Consider the following 14,504-nt stretch of genomic DNA (forward strand, 5'->3'; position numbering starts at 1 on the left):
TCACGTTGCCACGCTGGCGAGGCAAGCAGTGTTCAATCTGTCGATATTGGGCTTCGGTGATTTCCATCACCGAAGCATACAACTAAATCAAATTAGTGTGAACAGGCCCTAGTTGGGGCGCCCTTGCGGCACGCCTTTCTTGCGCAGCACTTCGTCAAGACGACGGTTCGCGAGTTCCTGTTGGCTTTGCTCCTTGCGGAAGCGACCGTTGGGATCAAAGCGTCCATTCTTGTCATAGTTCGCCGGGTTCTCCTCGGGGAAGTCCTCGAAGTATTCTGACCATTCACCCATAACTGACTCCTGTGTGTCGCTGACTTGAAAAGGAACTGCTGCTGACTAAGGTGACGTAAAGGTTGCAGCTGGAGCGGGAGTCATCGCCACCGACCTACTTGGTCGCCTGATGCGCTTCTACCATGAAAAGAACTGTGGTCGCAGTCAGGTTCAACGTGTATCGAGCCAAGTATTCGGGCACGGCAACAGGGGCGGTACCTTGCCCGTGGCCACCGTTCTTGTTTCGTACGGTCGGGACGCCGCTTTCAAGCAGGGAGCGAATGGACGAGAACTGCGATTCGAAGTACGCAGGAAACAAACCATTGCTCATGCAGGTGGAGATCAGGTTCTTCGCCGTGTCCGTTGGTTGTGTCGGCCAACCACGCAGACTGCAAATGGTCTTCATGGTGCTCTCAAATGCCTTCAGCGCGTCAACAAGGCATTCTTTGTAGCGCCCGTGCCGATAGTGCTCATGGGCTTTCAGGAATTCTTCGTTTGCGCCCTTGAAGTTCTTGTCACGTAGGATTGCCAGCGTTGGCTTTACAGCCTCCGCGTGCAAAAACTGGGAGTCAACACGAATTATCTCGCCAGACTCGAACTGGTAGCCAACCCCATGCTCTTTGAAGCGCTCATTGAGTTCAACAACTGCGTCGACAGGTTCGATCTTTCGACGAGTGTTGTTCAGATAAGACCAGTTTTCTGGAATATACGTTTGGATGACCTTGAAGCACAGTTCGACAACATCCAACGCACGCTCGACAGACTCCTCCTGCAGGAAGAAATTGAATACAGATTCTTGATCGGACTTTGAATATTTGACGAGCTCAAAGACTCCAAACTCTCGACAAAGGGCTTGCTTCACAAACTCGTATGCATCGTGCGCATGGGTTGAGCTGTACCCAGCTTCGCCGAAGGCATCGTTAACGATGTGTATGATCTGCACGCGCAAAGGCTGCGGTAGATTGTCATACACATACACATCGGGCATTTCACCGCGAGCCCGCTTCTGACGCTTGGAAAACAGATCGAACACACCCATAGACCAACGCACCCTTCTTTTGTTAGTCCGGTGATTATATTCCAGAGGTGATATATGGATACCAACGACTGGTTAACCAAGCATGCGCCAGGCTTCGCCAATCTATCGCGAGAAGAGCGCGAAGGGATTGCTCACTTCGCGTTCCTTTGGAGCCTCTTTGAAGGCCGCGTTCTGAATGCAGGCGGAAGCCCAGAAAAGCTTGTCCAGCTTGCCAAGTCGATGACAGAGCAAGGAAGCGTTAACCTCGCCCTGTTCGCCGGCCCACTTGAACACTTCAGGATTCGCTACTGGCTGGACGGTCGCCCAACGTACTTGTTTGACGGCCTAAACTTTCGCCGCGGAGATAGAAGGCCGCTCGTAGAGTCCGTTCTTAGCGGACAGACAAACAGTTCCGACGATATTGTCTCTGCGCTTCTGCTGATCGTTTATCGATTGCGGAACAACCTATTCCACGGAATGAAGTGGGCCTACGGAATCCGAGAGCAGCTCGCGAACTTCCAGAACGCAAACGAAGTTCTTATGCGCGTCCTAGAGCGCCACGCTCTATAGCCCAGCCCCAAACGAAGTGCTTACACCCTGCTTACTCAGAGCCAAAAGCGAACAAGGGGTTACAACGAAAAATCGCTGTAACCCCTTGATTTTACTGGTGGGCCTCCCGTGAGTCGAACACGGCACCAACGGATTATGAGTCCGCTGCTCTAACCAGGCATGAGCTAGAGGCCCTTGGAAGCGTTAGTTGCCTTCCAGGAAACTCTTGAGCTTATCAGAGCGGCTCGGGTGGCGCAGCTTTCTCAGTGCCTTGGCCTCGATCTGGCGGATACGCTCACGCGTGACGTCGAACTGCTTGCCGACCTCTTCCAGCGTGTGGTCGGTACTCATTTCGATGCCGAAGCGCATGCGCAGCACCTTGGCTTCGCGCGGCGTCAGCGAGTCCAGCACGTCCTTGACGACGCCGCGCATGGAGCCGTGCAGTGCCGCCTCGGCCGGAGCCAACGTGTTGCTGTCCTCGATGAAGTCGCCCAGATGGGAGTCGTCGTCGTCACCGATCGGCGTTTCCATGGAGATCGGTTCCTTCGCGATCTTCATGATCTTGCGGATCTTGTCTTCCGGCATCTCCATCTTCTCGGCCAGCGTTGCCGGATCCGGCTCGTTGCCGGTTTCCTGCAGGATCTGGCGCGAGATGCGGTTCATCTTGTTGATCGTCTCGATCATGTGCACCGGGATACGGATGGTGCGCGCCTGGTCGGCGATCGAGCGCGTGATGGCCTGGCGGATCCACCACGTGGCATACGTCGAGAACTTGTAGCCGCGGCGGTATTCGAACTTGTCCACGGCCTTCATCAGGCCGATGTTGCCTTCCTGGATCAGGTCGAGGAACTGCAGGCCGCGGTTGGTGTACTTCTTGGCAATCGAGATCACCAGACGCAGGTTGGCCTCGGTCATCTCGCGCTTGGCTTCGCGGGCGCGCTTCTCGCCCTCGGCCATCTTGCGGTTGACGCCCTTGAGTTCCTTGAGCGGCAGCACCACGCGCGACTGCAGGTCGATCAGCTTCTGCTGCAGTTCATGCACGGCCGGCACATTGCGTTCGACGATGGTGCTGTAGGGCTTGCCATCGGCCACGATGGTGGCGACCCAGTCGAGGTTGGTTTCGTTGCCCGGGAAGCGCGCAACAAAATCCGAGCGCGGCATGCCACACTTGTCCACCACGATATTCAGGATCGAGCGTTCGAGCTTGCGCACTTCGTCGACCTGGCCGCGGAGCGTGTCGCACAGGCGCTCGACGCTGCGCGCGGTGAAGCGGATGCCCATCAGCTCGGCCTGGATGGCTTCCTGCGCCTTCATGTAAGGCTTGGAGTTGTAGCCTTCCTTCTCGAAGGCGCGGCGCATCTTGTCGAACTGCTCGGCGATCACGCGGAATTTATCGAGCGCGGCCAGCTTCAGCTCTTCGAGCTGGCGTGCCGAGGCACCGGCGCCGGCAGCATCGTCGTCTTCCTCGTCCTCGTCGGATTCCTCGTCCTCGTCCGACTCCAGGTCTTCTTCGTCCGCTGCCGAAGCACCCGCGGCTTCCTGGGCCACCTCATCGGCGTTCGGATCGATCAGGCCGTCGACGAATTCGTCGATCTTGATTTCGTCGCTGGCGACGCGCTCGGCGTTGGCCAGGATTTCCGAGATCGTGACCGGGCACGCGGAAATGGCCATCACCATGTCCTTCAGGCCCGCCTCGATGCGCTTGGCGATCACGATTTCGCCTTCGCGCGTGAGCAGCTCTACCGTGCCCATTTCGCGCATGTACATGCGCACGGGGTCGGTGGTGCGGCCGAATTCCGAGTCGACGGTCGACAGCGCGGCTTCGGCTTCTTCCTCGGCCTCTTCCTCGCTGGTGGCGGACGGCGCGTTGTCGTTGAGCAGCAGCGTTTCAGCGTCCGGCGCCTGCTCGTACACGGCGATGCCGATGTCGTTCAGGGTGGCGACGAGCGTGTCGATCGTCTCCGAATCGACCATGTCGTCCGGCAGGTGATCGTTGATTTCGGCGTAGGTCAGGTAGCCGCGCGACTTGCCCAGCTTGATCAGCGCCTTGAGCTTCTGGCGACGCAGCTCGAGCTCTTCCTCCGTGCCCTGCTGGGTCGAGGCGAACTCCTTCAACAGCGCCTTTTCCTTGGCCTTGCGGTCCTTGGCCTTCTGCTTTTCGGTCTTCGGCGCCGCAGCGGAGGTCGCTGCGGGCATGTCGTTCTCGTAGGACTCGTCCGTCACGTCGCCTGTAGTGCTATCGTCGTGCTGCATCTCCGCCTTCGGCTTGCGGCCGCGCTTTTTCGGCTCCGGCTTAATTGCCGGCGCTGCGGGACGCTCGGATGCAGGAGAAGCGGCGCGTGCCTTGGGCGCCGGCGCAGCAGCGCCAGCCTTGGCACCTCCGCTCTTGGCACCGGCTGCTGCCTGCTTGCTTTCGACTTCGGTATTCTGCTGTTTCGCCACGGTGATACTCTTGCCTTTCACTGGTGCAGATGCGGCGACCTTGCCGCTCGTACTGGCGCTCTTGCCGCTCTCGCGTGCCGAAGTCGAGGCCTTTGTCGTTTCGGATGTGCGATTCCTGGTGGCAGTGGTCACGGCGGGCGATTCGACGCCTCGCGCTGACTTGGATGGCGCAGACCGGGGGGCCGGAGTCGTGACTGACGCGGGCGATGTCTTCGCCGCCGTCGTTTTTGCAGACGCCTTGCCGCTCCCTGATTGGGGAGCTTTCACGGAAACCTTTTCGGTTGCTTTGGCCTTTGCCATTGGCACGCTCACTTTCACCAGATTCGGAGAGAAAGATTTCGCAATCCAAACCGGCTATTGTAGCACGCCACAGATAGCCAGCTTCCTGTCAGGTATGGTTTTCACCTGAAAAATCAAGGGCTAAGCTCGATCCAGCCTTGGCTCAGCCTACTACATCCTCCTTGCTGCCACGCCCAAATGCCCCGTCGACTGTATCCACATGCGTCAGCCGAGGCGACGGCGACGATGGATTTCACCCACCAGCCAGCGCATGCGCTGCTTGCCATCCTCATCGGCCGTACCGGCAATCACGGCCGCCTGCAGCCTTTCCAGTTCGCGGCTCAGCGGTTCAGCGAGCAGCTTGGTGACTGCGGCATCGAACTCCTGCGTTGCGGGTTCCTCTTCAATCTCTTCGCGCAGCACCGCCGTGCGCGCTGCGGCATACATTTCCGCATAGGGCGATTGCGCCAGGTGCTCGCTGAATGCCGCAAAGTTCACCTGACCTTCCACCTCGTCGCAGGCGGCGACGAGGTGAGCCAGCACTTCGGCGTCTGCGCCCTCCGGGTCTAGCAACAGTGCCCGGCTATCCTCATCAAGCCGGGCTGCCAGGGACGGGTAGCACATCAGCAATTGCAGCACGCGCTGCTCGAGACCCGTCGGCGCCTGGCGCTTTGCGCGTGGCCTGGGCTGGGCAAAGCGGCCGGCACGCGCCGGGTCGCTGCGCAGACCGCAAATCGCCTCGATCTCGGCCGGCGTCGTCCCTGTGGCATCGGCAAGTTCGCGGATAATCTGTAGCCGCAGGCCGCAAGCCGGCATCGCCTGCAGCAGCGGCTTGGCTTCATACTGTGCGCGGGCACGGCCCTCAGGCTGGCGCATATCCAGCTCCTCCGTCACCGCCTGCAGCAGGAACCGCGACAACGGCATGGCGTCGCGCACCTGCGCAGCGAATGCTTCCGTGCCCTCTTCGCGCACATAGCTGTCCGGGTCGTGCTCGGCCGGCAGGAACAGAAAGCGGATGGCCTTGTTGTCAGCCAAGTGCGGCAGGCACGCCTCAAGTGCGCGCCGCGCGGCACGCCGGCCCGCAGCATCCCCATCGAACGAGAACACGACCGAATCGGCCTGGCGCAGCAGCTTCTGCACGTGCACGGGCGTGCACGCCGTGCCCAAGGTGGCCACGGCATTGGCAAACCCAAGCTGCGCCAGCGCCACGACATCCATATACCCTTCGACCACGAGGACGTAGCCGGTTTCCCGAATCGCGTGACGTGCCTCAAACAGCCCGTACAGTTCGGTGCCCTTGCTGAACAGCGGCGTCTCGGGCGAATTGAGGTACTTGGGCTCGCCCTGCCCCATGACGCGCCCGCCAAAGCCGATTACCGCGCCCTTGGTGTTGCGGATAGGGAACATGATGCGGTCGCGGAAACGGTCGTAGCGACGTGGCTTGCCGTCCGCATCGCGCTTCTCGCTGCTTTCGATCAGCAGGCCCGCCTCCACGAGCGGAGCCGCGATCACATCATCGCGGTAACTGCCGAAGACGGATTCCAGCCCCTGCCAGTCGTCCGGCGCGTAACCAAGGCCGAACTGGGCTGCGATCTCGCCAGTGAGACCGCGCCCCTTCAGGTACTGGATCGCCTGCGGCGCACCGCGCAGTTGCCGGCGGTAGAACTCGGTGGCGCGGGTCATGGCGTCGGACAACGCCACCGAGCGCGCCTGCTGTTCCGCGCGTTGGCCCGGCGGCAGTCGGTCGCGTTCCTCGGGAACCGACATGCCGACCGACTGGGCGAGCTCGCGGACAGCCTCCGGATAAGACTGCCCCGAATACTCCATCAGGAAACCGATGGCCGACCCGTGCGCCCCGCAGCCGAAGCAGTGATAGAACTGCTTGGTCGGCGATACCGTGAACGACGGCGATTTCTCGTTATGGAAGGGGCACAGCCCCATGAAATTGGCGCCGCCCTTCTTCAGCTGCACATACTTGCCCACCACATCGACAATGTCGACACGGTTAAGCAGGTCCTGAATGAAGGATTGCGGAATCACCCGACTGACCGTCCTGATGGCATGGCCGTCCCGTGGCCGGGCAGCCGCTTTTTAAGAATGCGTGACCGGAAAGGCTCCCGGTTGCTATCGAACCATTGTAGTGTAGGCATGACAATGCACCCGAACTATCTGCATCGCCAGCCAATCTCATCGATCAACCGGCGATTTCCGCGCAATGGAATTAAACGTGCATTTACTTGGTCAGCGCCGCCTTGACCTGCGCAGACACGGCGGTCATGTCAGCGCGGCCAGCGAGTTTCGCCTTCAGCACGCCCATTACCTTGCCCATGTCCTGCGGGCCGGCGGCACCGGTTTCGGTGACGGCTTGCTGCACGGCGGCGGCAACCTCGGCATCGGACAACGCGGCGGGCATATAGACCTTGAGCACTTCGACTTCGGCCTGCTCCTTCTGCACGAGGTCGTCACGACCGGCTTGCTGGAACTGGGTGATCGAGTCCTTGCGCTGCTTGAGCAGCTTTTCCACAACGGCCAGCACGGCGGCGTCGTCGAGTTCGATGCGCTCATCGACTTCGCGCTGCTTGATGGCGGCCAGCAGCAGGCGGATGGTGCCGAGACGCTCGGTTTCGCGGGCGCGCATGGCGGCCTTCATGTCGTCGCTGATTTGGGCTTTAAGGGACATCGTGATCTTCCGGAAACGGGTTAGCGGGCGGCAGCCCGCAAGCCAGAAACACAAAAACCCGCAGCGGCGCTGGCCACAGCGGGTCTTGCACAAACGCGGGCGCGGTCAATACAGCCTTTTCGGCAGCATCTGACTGCGGATGCGCTTGTCATAGCGCTTTTCCGCCGCGCCGTTCTTGCGCTTGCGTGCCGCGGTCGGCTTTTCGTAGGTACAGAGCTAGGGATTGTAGCACCAAGCCTTCACGGTCGATGGCGGCGCCCAGGCGCCGCATGCGCCGCATTCATGCCACGGCACGACCGTTGCGGACGGCCTCGGCCACCGCCTGCCCCGCTGCCACTGCGGACGCCCATGCCCACTGGAAGTTGTAGCCACCGAGCCAACCCGTCACGTCGACGACCTCGCCGATGAAATACAACCCGTCCACCTCGCGGGCCATCATGGTGGTCGAAGACAGCCCACGCGTATCCACTCCGCCGATCGTCACTTCGGCCTTTCGGTAGCCTTCCGTGCCGGAAGGAACGAGCTGCCAATCATTCAACGAAGCCCCGAGCCGCCGCAGCGCCTTGTCGGCAATGTCATGCAGCGGCAGGGTGCCGTCCACACCAGCCGCAGTGCACCATGCGTCCGCGAGCCGTGCCGGCAAGCGCTGCGCCAGCAAGTTGGCCAGGTGCTTGCGGCTGCCGGCCTTCTGCTCAAGCAGCCAGTCGGTGGCGTCCTCGCCATCGAACAGGTCGATCTTGATGGGCGTGCCCGGGCGCCAGAAACTCGATATCTGCAGCACGGCCGGACCGGACAGGCCGCGGTGGGTCCACAGCAGGTCTTCACGGAACGTGCCGGCCGTCTTGCCGGTGCCGGTCGAGATATCGACTTCGAGCGATACCCCGGCCAGCGGCACGAACGGCTGCCAGGCCTGCCCGTCGAAGGTCAGCGGCACCAGTGCCGGCCGGGTCTCGATGATCTTCAGACCGAACTGGCGGGCAATGCGGTAGCCGAAATCCGTGGCGCCGATCTTCGGGATCGACAGCCCGCCGGTGGCCACCACCAGCGCCCCGGCGCGCACGGTGCCCTGTGAGGTCAGCAGCAGGTAGTCGTCGCCCTCGCGGCGGACTTCTTCAATGCTGCAACCGGTCTGCCAGTGCACATGGCCCGCGTCGCACTCGGCGCGCAGCATGGCGATGACGTCTTCGGCGCTGTCATTGCAGAACAGCTGACCGCGATGCTTCTCGTGCCAGTCGATACCGTGACGCCGCATCAACTCCAGGAAATGCTGAGGCGTGTAGCGGGCGAGCGCCGAGCGGCAAAAGTGCGGATTGGACGACAGGTAGTTGGCCGGCCCTGCCTGCAGATTGGTGAAATTGCAGCGGCCGCCGCCGGAGATGCGGATCTTCTCCGCCAGCTTCGTGGCATGGTCGATCAACACCACGCGCGCGCCGCCCTGGCCCGCCACGGCGGCACACATCATGCCGGCCGCGCCCGCGCCCAGCACGGCCACGTCATACCGGCCCGCCTGCCGACCCGCCACACCACTCATTCCAACCCTCTTCAATCCGGAACCCTGCCGTGCAGGGAAAGCGCAGATTGTAGCGAAAAGCACGCCGGGCGCCGGTGTGCTAACCTGCTGGGTTCCACGCAACCCGTTGTTTTGACGACTATTTCGATCAGATCGGATCGTCGTCCCGCTTCCCATGCTTGTCCTCGGCATCGAATCCTCCTGCGACGAAACCGGCCTGGCCCTCTACGACACCGAGGCCGGCCTGCTCTCGCACGCCCTGCATTCGCAGATCGCCATGCACCGTGACTACGGCGGCGTGGTCCCCGAACTGGCCTCGCGCGACCACATCCGCCGCGTGCTGCCGCTGCTGCAGCAGGTACTCGATGAAGCCGGCCGCAGCCGTGCGGACATCGACGCCATCGCCTTCACCCAGGGCCCCGGGCTTGCGGGCGCGCTGCTGGTCGGCGCTTCGGTCGCCAATGCGCTGGGGTTCGCCCTGAACGTGCCAATGGTCGGCGTTCACCATCTGGAAGGCCACCTGCTGTCGCCGCTGCTCACGCGCGAGCCGCCGCCGTTCCCGTTCATCGCCCTGCTCGTTTCCGGGGGGCACACGCAGCTCATGGAAGTGAAAGGCATCGGCGACTACACGCTGCTTGGCGAAACGCTCGACGACGCCGCCGGCGAGGCTTTCGACAAGACCGCCAAGCTGCTCGGCCTCGGCTATCCAGGCGGGCCAGAGGTGTCGCGCCTCGCTGAGTTCGGCACACCCGGCGCGTTCGAGTTGCCCCGGCCGATGCTGCATTCGGGCAATCTCGATTTCTCGTTTGCCGGCCTCAAGACCGCCGTGCTGACGCAGACGCGCAAGCTCGCCAACACCTGCGAGCAGGACCGCGCCAACCTCGCGCGCGCGTTCGTCGATGCGATCGTCGATGTACTCGCTGCGAAATCCTTTGCCGCACTCAAGCAGACCGGCCACAAGCGGCTGGTCGTCGCGGGCGGCGTCGGCGCCAACCGGCAACTGCGCGAACGCCTGAACCAGCTCGGCAAGCAGCGCAAGATTGACGTTTATTACCCGGACCTCGCGTTCTGCACCGACAACGGCGCAATGATCGCGTTCGCGGGCGCCATGCGCCTGCAGGCCGCACCGCAGCTCGCCCAACACAGCTATGGCTATGGCGTGACGCCGCGCTGGGACCTGGCAGATATCCGCCTGCCTTCGGATGCCTGAACGGCTTGCCGGCGCAGAAAGCAAAAAGGCCACCGCGATGGTGGCCTTTTTGTTTGCACTGCTGCCGACTTACGCCGTCGGCTCCAGTCGCTTGTCGCGTTCAATCACTGCATACGCGCTGTGATTGTGGATCGACTCGAAGTTCTCGGCTTCGAGCACATAGGCCACGATGCGCTCGTCGGCATTGAGCCGCATGGCGATATCGCGCACCAGGTCTTCCACGAACTTCGGGTTCTCGTACGCACGCTCGGTCACAAACTTCTCGTCCGGACGCTTGAGCAGGCCCCACAGTTCGCACGATGCTTCTTCTTCCGCCATGCGCACCAGCGCTTCCACCGGAAGCTCGCCAGCCAGTTCGACATTCATCGTGATGTGCGAACGCTGGTTGTGCGCGCCGTACTGCGAGATCTTCTTCGAGCACGGGCACAGGCTCGTCACCGGCACGAGTGCCTTCAGGAATACGCGCGTCACACCATTGCGGATCTCGCCGGTCAGCGTGACTTCGTAGTCCATCAGCGACTCCACGCCCGACACAGGCGCGATCTTGCTGATGAAGTACGGGAACGTGACCTCGATTCGGCCAGCCTCGGCTTCAAGCTTTTCGAGCATCTTGTCGAGCAGCACGCGGAAGCTCGCAAGCTCCAGCGGCGCACGCTCTTCTTCGAGCAGCGCGACGAAACGCGACATGTGCGTGCCTTTGACCTCTGGGGGCAGGTGCACGTCGAGGTTGAAGGTGCCCACGCTCGGGACCACGCCGGAGGGCGTCTTCAGCGAGACGGGGTAGCGCACGCCCTTGACACCGACACGCTGGATGGGAATCTGGCGGGTGTCACGGCTCGACTGGACGTCGGGCATCACGAAGGCGGGATTGATGTCATTCATCTACGGTTTCCTCCAGGAGTGCGCCAGGGGATGGCACAGGTCCTTACGGTCGCGGCATTTTCGCAGTCCATCCATGCCGCGCAACGAGTGTGAAACCACGGCGCCGGCAACACTTATGCCGACCCGCAGCTGCGAACACAAAAACGGGAAGTTTAAGGGAATTCACACGGAGCCGCCGAAAGCGGCTCCGTACCCTTACAGATCGTACGGGTGATGCAGGGCGCCCGTGCCGTGTCAGGCCACGCGCGACGCGACCGCAACAGGCGCCTGGCCGATGCCGAAGCGCTCGCGCACCGAGCGTTCGATACCGGCGGCGTCGAGCCCGCACTGCGACAGCAGCAGGGCCGGGTCACCATGGTCGATGAAGCGGTCGGGCAGGCCCAGCACGAGTACCGGGATGTCGATGCCGGCTTCGGCCAGCGCTTCCAGCACGGCACTGCCGGCACCGCCCATGACACTGCCCTCTTCCACGCTCACGAGGTAGTCGTGCTCCTCGGCCAGGCGCTTGACGAGTTCGACATCAAGCGGCTTGACGAAGCGCATGTCGGCCACCGAGGCGTCCAGCGCCTGCGCCGCGCCGAGCGCGGGATGCACCATCGAGCCGAAGCCCAGGAACGCCACACGCTGGCCCGCGCGCGCGCCGCCAGTGCGGCGCATCACGCCCTTGCCGACCGGCACATCGGTCAACGCGGCTTCCGTCGCCGCGCCCTGGCCAGCGCCGCGCGGGTAGCGCACGGCGGTCGGGCAGTCCTGGTGGAACGCAGTCGTCAGCAACTGACGGCACTCGTTCTCGTCGGACGGCGTCATCACCATCATGTTCGGGATGCAGCGCAGGTAGGCAATATCGTAGGCACCAGCGTGCGTGGCGCCGTCGGCGCCGACCAGGCCCGCGCGGTCCAGCGCGAACACCACCGGCAGGTTCTGCAGCGCCACGTCGTGGATCAGTTGGTCATAGCCACGCTGCAGGAACGTCGAATAGATCGCCACGACCGGCTTCAGGCCTTCGCAGGCCATGCCGCCCGCGAAGGTCACGGCATGCTGCTCGGCAATGCCGACGTCGTAGTAGCGATCGGCGAAGCGCCGCTCGAACTCGACCATGCCCGAGCCTTCGCGCATGGCCGGCGTAATGCCGATCAGGCGCTTGTCGGCGGCGGCCATGTCGCACAGCCATTCGCCGAAGACTTGCGTATAGGTCTTGCGCGCAGGCTTGGCGGCCGGGCGAATGCCTTCGGCGGGGTTGAACTTGCCCGGGCCGTGATAGAGGATCGGATCGGCCTCGGCCAGCTTGTAGCCCTGGCCCTTCTTGGTCACCACGTGCAGGAACATCGGGCCCGCGCCTTCAAGCGCGCGCTTGCGGATGTTCTGCAGCGTCGGCACGAGCGAATCGAGATCATGGCCGTCGATCGGCCCGATGTAGTTGAAGCCGAACTCTTCGAACAGCGTCGCCGGCACCATCATGCCCTTGGCGTGTTCCTCGAAGCGCTTGGCGAATTCGAGCACCGGCGGCGCCACCGACAGCACCTTCTCGATGCCCTTCTTGGTGGCCGCATAGAACTGGCCGCTGAGCAGCCGCGCGAGGTGCTTGTTGAGCGCGCCGACCGGCGGCGAGATCGACATGTCGTTGTCGTTGAGCACGACCACGAGCGGCAGGTCCTTGTAGACGCCGGCGTTGTTCAGCGCCTCGAAGGCCATGCCCGCGGTCATCGCGCCGTCGCCGATCACGGCGATCGACACGCGCTGCTCGCCGAGCGTGCGCGCGCCCAGCGCCATGCCGAGCGCAGCCGAGATCGAGGTCGACGAATGCGCGGTGCCGAAGGTGTCGTACTGGCTTTCGCTGCGGCGCGGGAAGCCCGAGATGCCGCCGAACTGGCGCAGCGTGTTCATGCGCTCGCGCCGGCCCGTCAGGATCTTGTGCGGATAGCTCTGGTGGCCCACATCCCACACGACACGGTCGTCGGGCGTATGGAATACGTAGTGCAGCGCGATGGTCAGTTCCACCGTGCCGAGATTCGACGAGAGGTGGCCGCCGGTCTGCGAGACCGACTCCAGCACATAGGCGCGAAGTTCATCGGCCAGTGTCTGCAGCTCGCGCCGGTCGAGCTTGCGCAGGTCTGCGGGGGCGTCAATCTTTTTGAGCAGTGCGTAGGTCATGATGTCCGTTCGGCCGCCGGTTTCTGCTGTCCGGCTTGTCAGTTCAATGTGTGCGCAGCACGATCAGGTCAGCCAGATCGGCCAGGCGGCCCGCGCGTGCGCCGAAGCCGGCCAGCGCCGCGTGCGCGGATTCGCGCAGTTCGGCAGCCAGCGCGCGCGCCGCCTCCAGCCCCATCAGCGAGACATAGGTCGGCTTGTCGTGCGCGGCATCCTTGCCGGCGGTCTTGCCAAGCGTGGCGGTATCGGCGGTGACGTCCAGAATATCGTCTACCACCTGGAACGCCAATCCCACGGCTGCGGCATACCGGTCCAGCGCCGCCAGGCCTGGTGCGTCGATTTCGCCACACAGCGCGCCCATGCGCACGCTTGCGCGCAGCAGCGCACCGGTCTTCATGCGGTGCATGGCCTCCAGCGCGTCGCGCGACATGGCCTTGCCCACGTTCTGCAGGTCGATGGCCTGGCCACCGGCCATGCCGACCGAACCCGACGCCAGCGCCAGTTCGGCCACCAGCTTCAGCCGTGCCTCGGCCTGCACCGACTGCGCCTGCGCCAGCACGATGAAGGCCTGGGTCTGCAACGCGTCGCCGACCAGCAGCGCCGTGGCTTCGTCATAGGCCTTGTGCACGGTCGGGCGGCCGCGGCGCAGGTCGTCGTCGTCCATGCAGGGCATGTCGTCGTGCACGAGCGAGTACGCGTGGATCATCTCCACCGCGCAGGCCGCGGCGTCGCAGGCCTCGGCGCTCGCACCCGTCACTTCGCCAGCCGCATGCACCAGCAGCGGCCGCACGCGCTTGCCACCGCCGAGCACAGCATAGCGCATGGCTTCGTGCAGTGTCGCCGGCACGGTGTCGGCATTTGGCAACGCCTGGTCCAGCGCGGTCTCGGTCCGGGCGCCCTGCGCCCGCATCCAGCTTGCGAAATCGGTCATTCCTGCTCCATGCCGTTGGCGTTTCCGGAATTTCCGGCGTCAGCAGCCATGGGCTTCAGCACCTCGCCTTCCAGCACCCTGACCTGCTGCTCCACCCGCTCAAGCTTCTGCTGGCAGTAGCGGACCAGCTCGGCGCCGCGACGGTAGGCCGCCAGCGACGCTTCCAGCGGCAGTTCGCCGCTTCCCATGCTGGCCACCAGCGTTTCCAGCTCGGCCATCGCCGCTTCATATGAAGCGGGCGGCGCGGAGCCTGCCGCAGTGTCTTCGGTCTGGACCGGATCGGTCGTGGTTTTTGGCATGTCAGGGTTGGCAACTGTGGGAAGCCCGGATTTTACGCCAAACCTGGCGCCCGCCCCACTCCGGTGCCGGGCGCATGCATCACTTGCAAGTTCCTTTTTCGCCGAATGTGACTTGTGCGCTCGGGTCGTCTTTCCGAATGCGCCCGGTACGGCACCCCAATGACGACCCGGGTCGACTTTTTCGCTAAAAAGGCAGAGAAATCAGACCCTTAACTTTTTGGGGTGGGGTACAATCCCGGGCTCGTCGGCACCGTCCACGCAGGCCCTGCCAGGCCCGCAAAGCCGG

At 63.2% G+C, this 14,504-nt stretch carries 13 protein-coding genes, 1 tRNA gene and 1 pseudogene; 3 read left to right on the forward strand and 12 right to left on the reverse strand.

Annotated elements, in window-relative coordinates; translation table 11 throughout:
• Window positions 1-108: 108 nt before the first annotated feature.
• Together KHO41_RS16400 and KHO41_RS16405 are read right to left on the reverse strand one after the other, a co-directional pair.
• Window positions 109-291, reverse strand: coding sequence for a hypothetical protein (locus KHO41_RS16400; protein ID WP_211954462.1), 183 nt, complete (start codon window positions 289-291; stop codon window positions 109-111).
• 94 nt (window positions 292-385) lie between these two features.
• Window positions 386-1,309 (reverse strand): STM4504/CBY_0614 family protein, encoded by a 924-nt coding sequence (locus KHO41_RS16405; protein WP_211954338.1) that lies wholly within the window; start codon window positions 1,307-1,309, stop codon window positions 386-388.
• Window positions 1,310-1,363: 54 nt separating this feature from the next.
• Between KHO41_RS16405 and KHO41_RS16410 the strand changes: the two genes are divergently transcribed.
• The gene (locus tag KHO41_RS16410) at window positions 1,364-1,858 is read left to right on the forward strand and encodes a hypothetical protein (RefSeq protein WP_211954339.1); all 495 of its coding nucleotides are present in this window, start codon (window positions 1,364-1,366) and stop codon (window positions 1,856-1,858) included.
• 95 nt (window positions 1,859-1,953) lie between these two features.
• Here KHO41_RS16410 and KHO41_RS16415 read toward each other — a convergent pair.
• Both KHO41_RS16415 and rpoD read right to left on the reverse strand, forming a co-directional pair.
• Window positions 1,954-2,032, reverse strand: a tRNA-Ile gene (locus tag KHO41_RS16415).
• Between the two features lie 9 nt (window positions 2,033-2,041).
• On the reverse strand, window positions 2,042-4,300 hold the full coding sequence (gene rpoD / locus KHO41_RS16420; RefSeq protein WP_211954340.1) for an RNA polymerase sigma factor RpoD: 2,259 nt from the start codon (window positions 4,298-4,300) through the stop codon (window positions 2,042-2,044).
• Between rpoD and KHO41_RS16425 the strand changes: the two genes are divergently transcribed.
• Window positions 4,290-4,688 (forward strand): hypothetical protein, encoded by a 399-nt coding sequence (locus tag KHO41_RS16425; protein ID WP_244873865.1) that lies wholly within the window; start codon window positions 4,290-4,292, stop codon window positions 4,686-4,688. The two genes, rpoD and KHO41_RS16425, sit on opposite strands and share 11 nt — an antisense overlap.
• A gap of 95 nt (window positions 4,689-4,783) precedes the next feature.
• On the opposite strand, the gene dnaG is transcribed toward KHO41_RS16425, so the two are convergent.
• The 4 genes and pseudogenes from dnaG to KHO41_RS16445 all read right to left on the reverse strand — a co-directional run bounded on the left by dnaG (window position 4,784) and on the right by KHO41_RS16445 (window position 8,769).
• Window positions 4,784-6,598 (reverse strand): DNA primase, encoded by a 1,815-nt coding sequence (dnaG, locus tag KHO41_RS16430; RefSeq protein ID WP_211954341.1) that lies wholly within the window; start codon window positions 6,596-6,598, stop codon window positions 4,784-4,786.
• Window positions 6,599-6,791: 193 nt separating this feature from the next.
• Window positions 6,792-7,238 (reverse strand): GatB/YqeY domain-containing protein, encoded by a 447-nt coding sequence (locus KHO41_RS16435; protein WP_211954342.1) that lies wholly within the window; start codon window positions 7,236-7,238, stop codon window positions 6,792-6,794.
• Window positions 7,239-7,343: 105 nt separating this feature from the next.
• A pseudogene (locus KHO41_RS16440) lies at window positions 7,344-7,518 on the reverse strand (30S ribosomal protein S21).
• Entirely contained in the window at window positions 7,519-8,769 is a 1,251-nt protein-coding gene (locus tag KHO41_RS16445; RefSeq protein ID WP_211954343.1) for a BaiN/RdsA family NAD(P)/FAD-dependent oxidoreductase, read from the reverse strand.
• A gap of 154 nt (window positions 8,770-8,923) precedes the next feature.
• Between KHO41_RS16445 and tsaD the strand changes: the two genes are divergently transcribed.
• Entirely contained in the window at window positions 8,924-9,958 is a 1,035-nt protein-coding gene (gene tsaD, locus KHO41_RS16450) for a tRNA (adenosine(37)-N6)-threonylcarbamoyltransferase complex transferase subunit TsaD (RefSeq protein ID WP_211954344.1), read from the forward strand.
• A gap of 69 nt (window positions 9,959-10,027) precedes the next feature.
• On the opposite strand, the gene folE2 is transcribed toward tsaD, so the two are convergent.
• From folE2 to KHO41_RS16470, 4 genes are all read right to left on the reverse strand, one after another.
• Window positions 10,028-10,840 (reverse strand): GTP cyclohydrolase FolE2, encoded by an 813-nt coding sequence (gene folE2, locus KHO41_RS16455; RefSeq protein WP_211954345.1) that lies wholly within the window; start codon window positions 10,838-10,840, stop codon window positions 10,028-10,030.
• 234 nt (window positions 10,841-11,074) lie between these two features.
• Window positions 11,075-12,991: a 1-deoxy-D-xylulose-5-phosphate synthase gene (gene dxs, locus KHO41_RS16460; protein ID WP_211954346.1), complete on the reverse strand. Its 1,917-nt coding sequence runs from the start codon at window positions 12,989-12,991 to the stop codon at window positions 11,075-11,077.
• 43 nt (window positions 12,992-13,034) lie between these two features.
• Window positions 13,035-13,919: a polyprenyl synthetase family protein gene (locus tag KHO41_RS16465; RefSeq protein ID WP_211954347.1), complete on the reverse strand. Its 885-nt coding sequence runs from the start codon at window positions 13,917-13,919 to the stop codon at window positions 13,035-13,037.
• Window positions 13,916-14,218 carry an exodeoxyribonuclease VII small subunit gene (locus KHO41_RS16470; RefSeq protein ID WP_211954348.1) on the reverse strand — a complete coding sequence of 101 codons (303 nt, stop codon included), beginning with the start codon at window positions 14,216-14,218 and terminating at the stop codon, window positions 13,916-13,918. Before KHO41_RS16470 ends, KHO41_RS16465 begins: the two co-directional genes overlap by 4 nt.
• Window positions 14,219-14,504 lie beyond the last annotated feature (286 nt).

The organism is Cupriavidus numazuensis, assembly GCF_905397435.1.
Taxonomy (GTDB): domain Bacteria; phylum Pseudomonadota; class Gammaproteobacteria; order Burkholderiales; family Burkholderiaceae; genus Cupriavidus; species Cupriavidus numazuensis.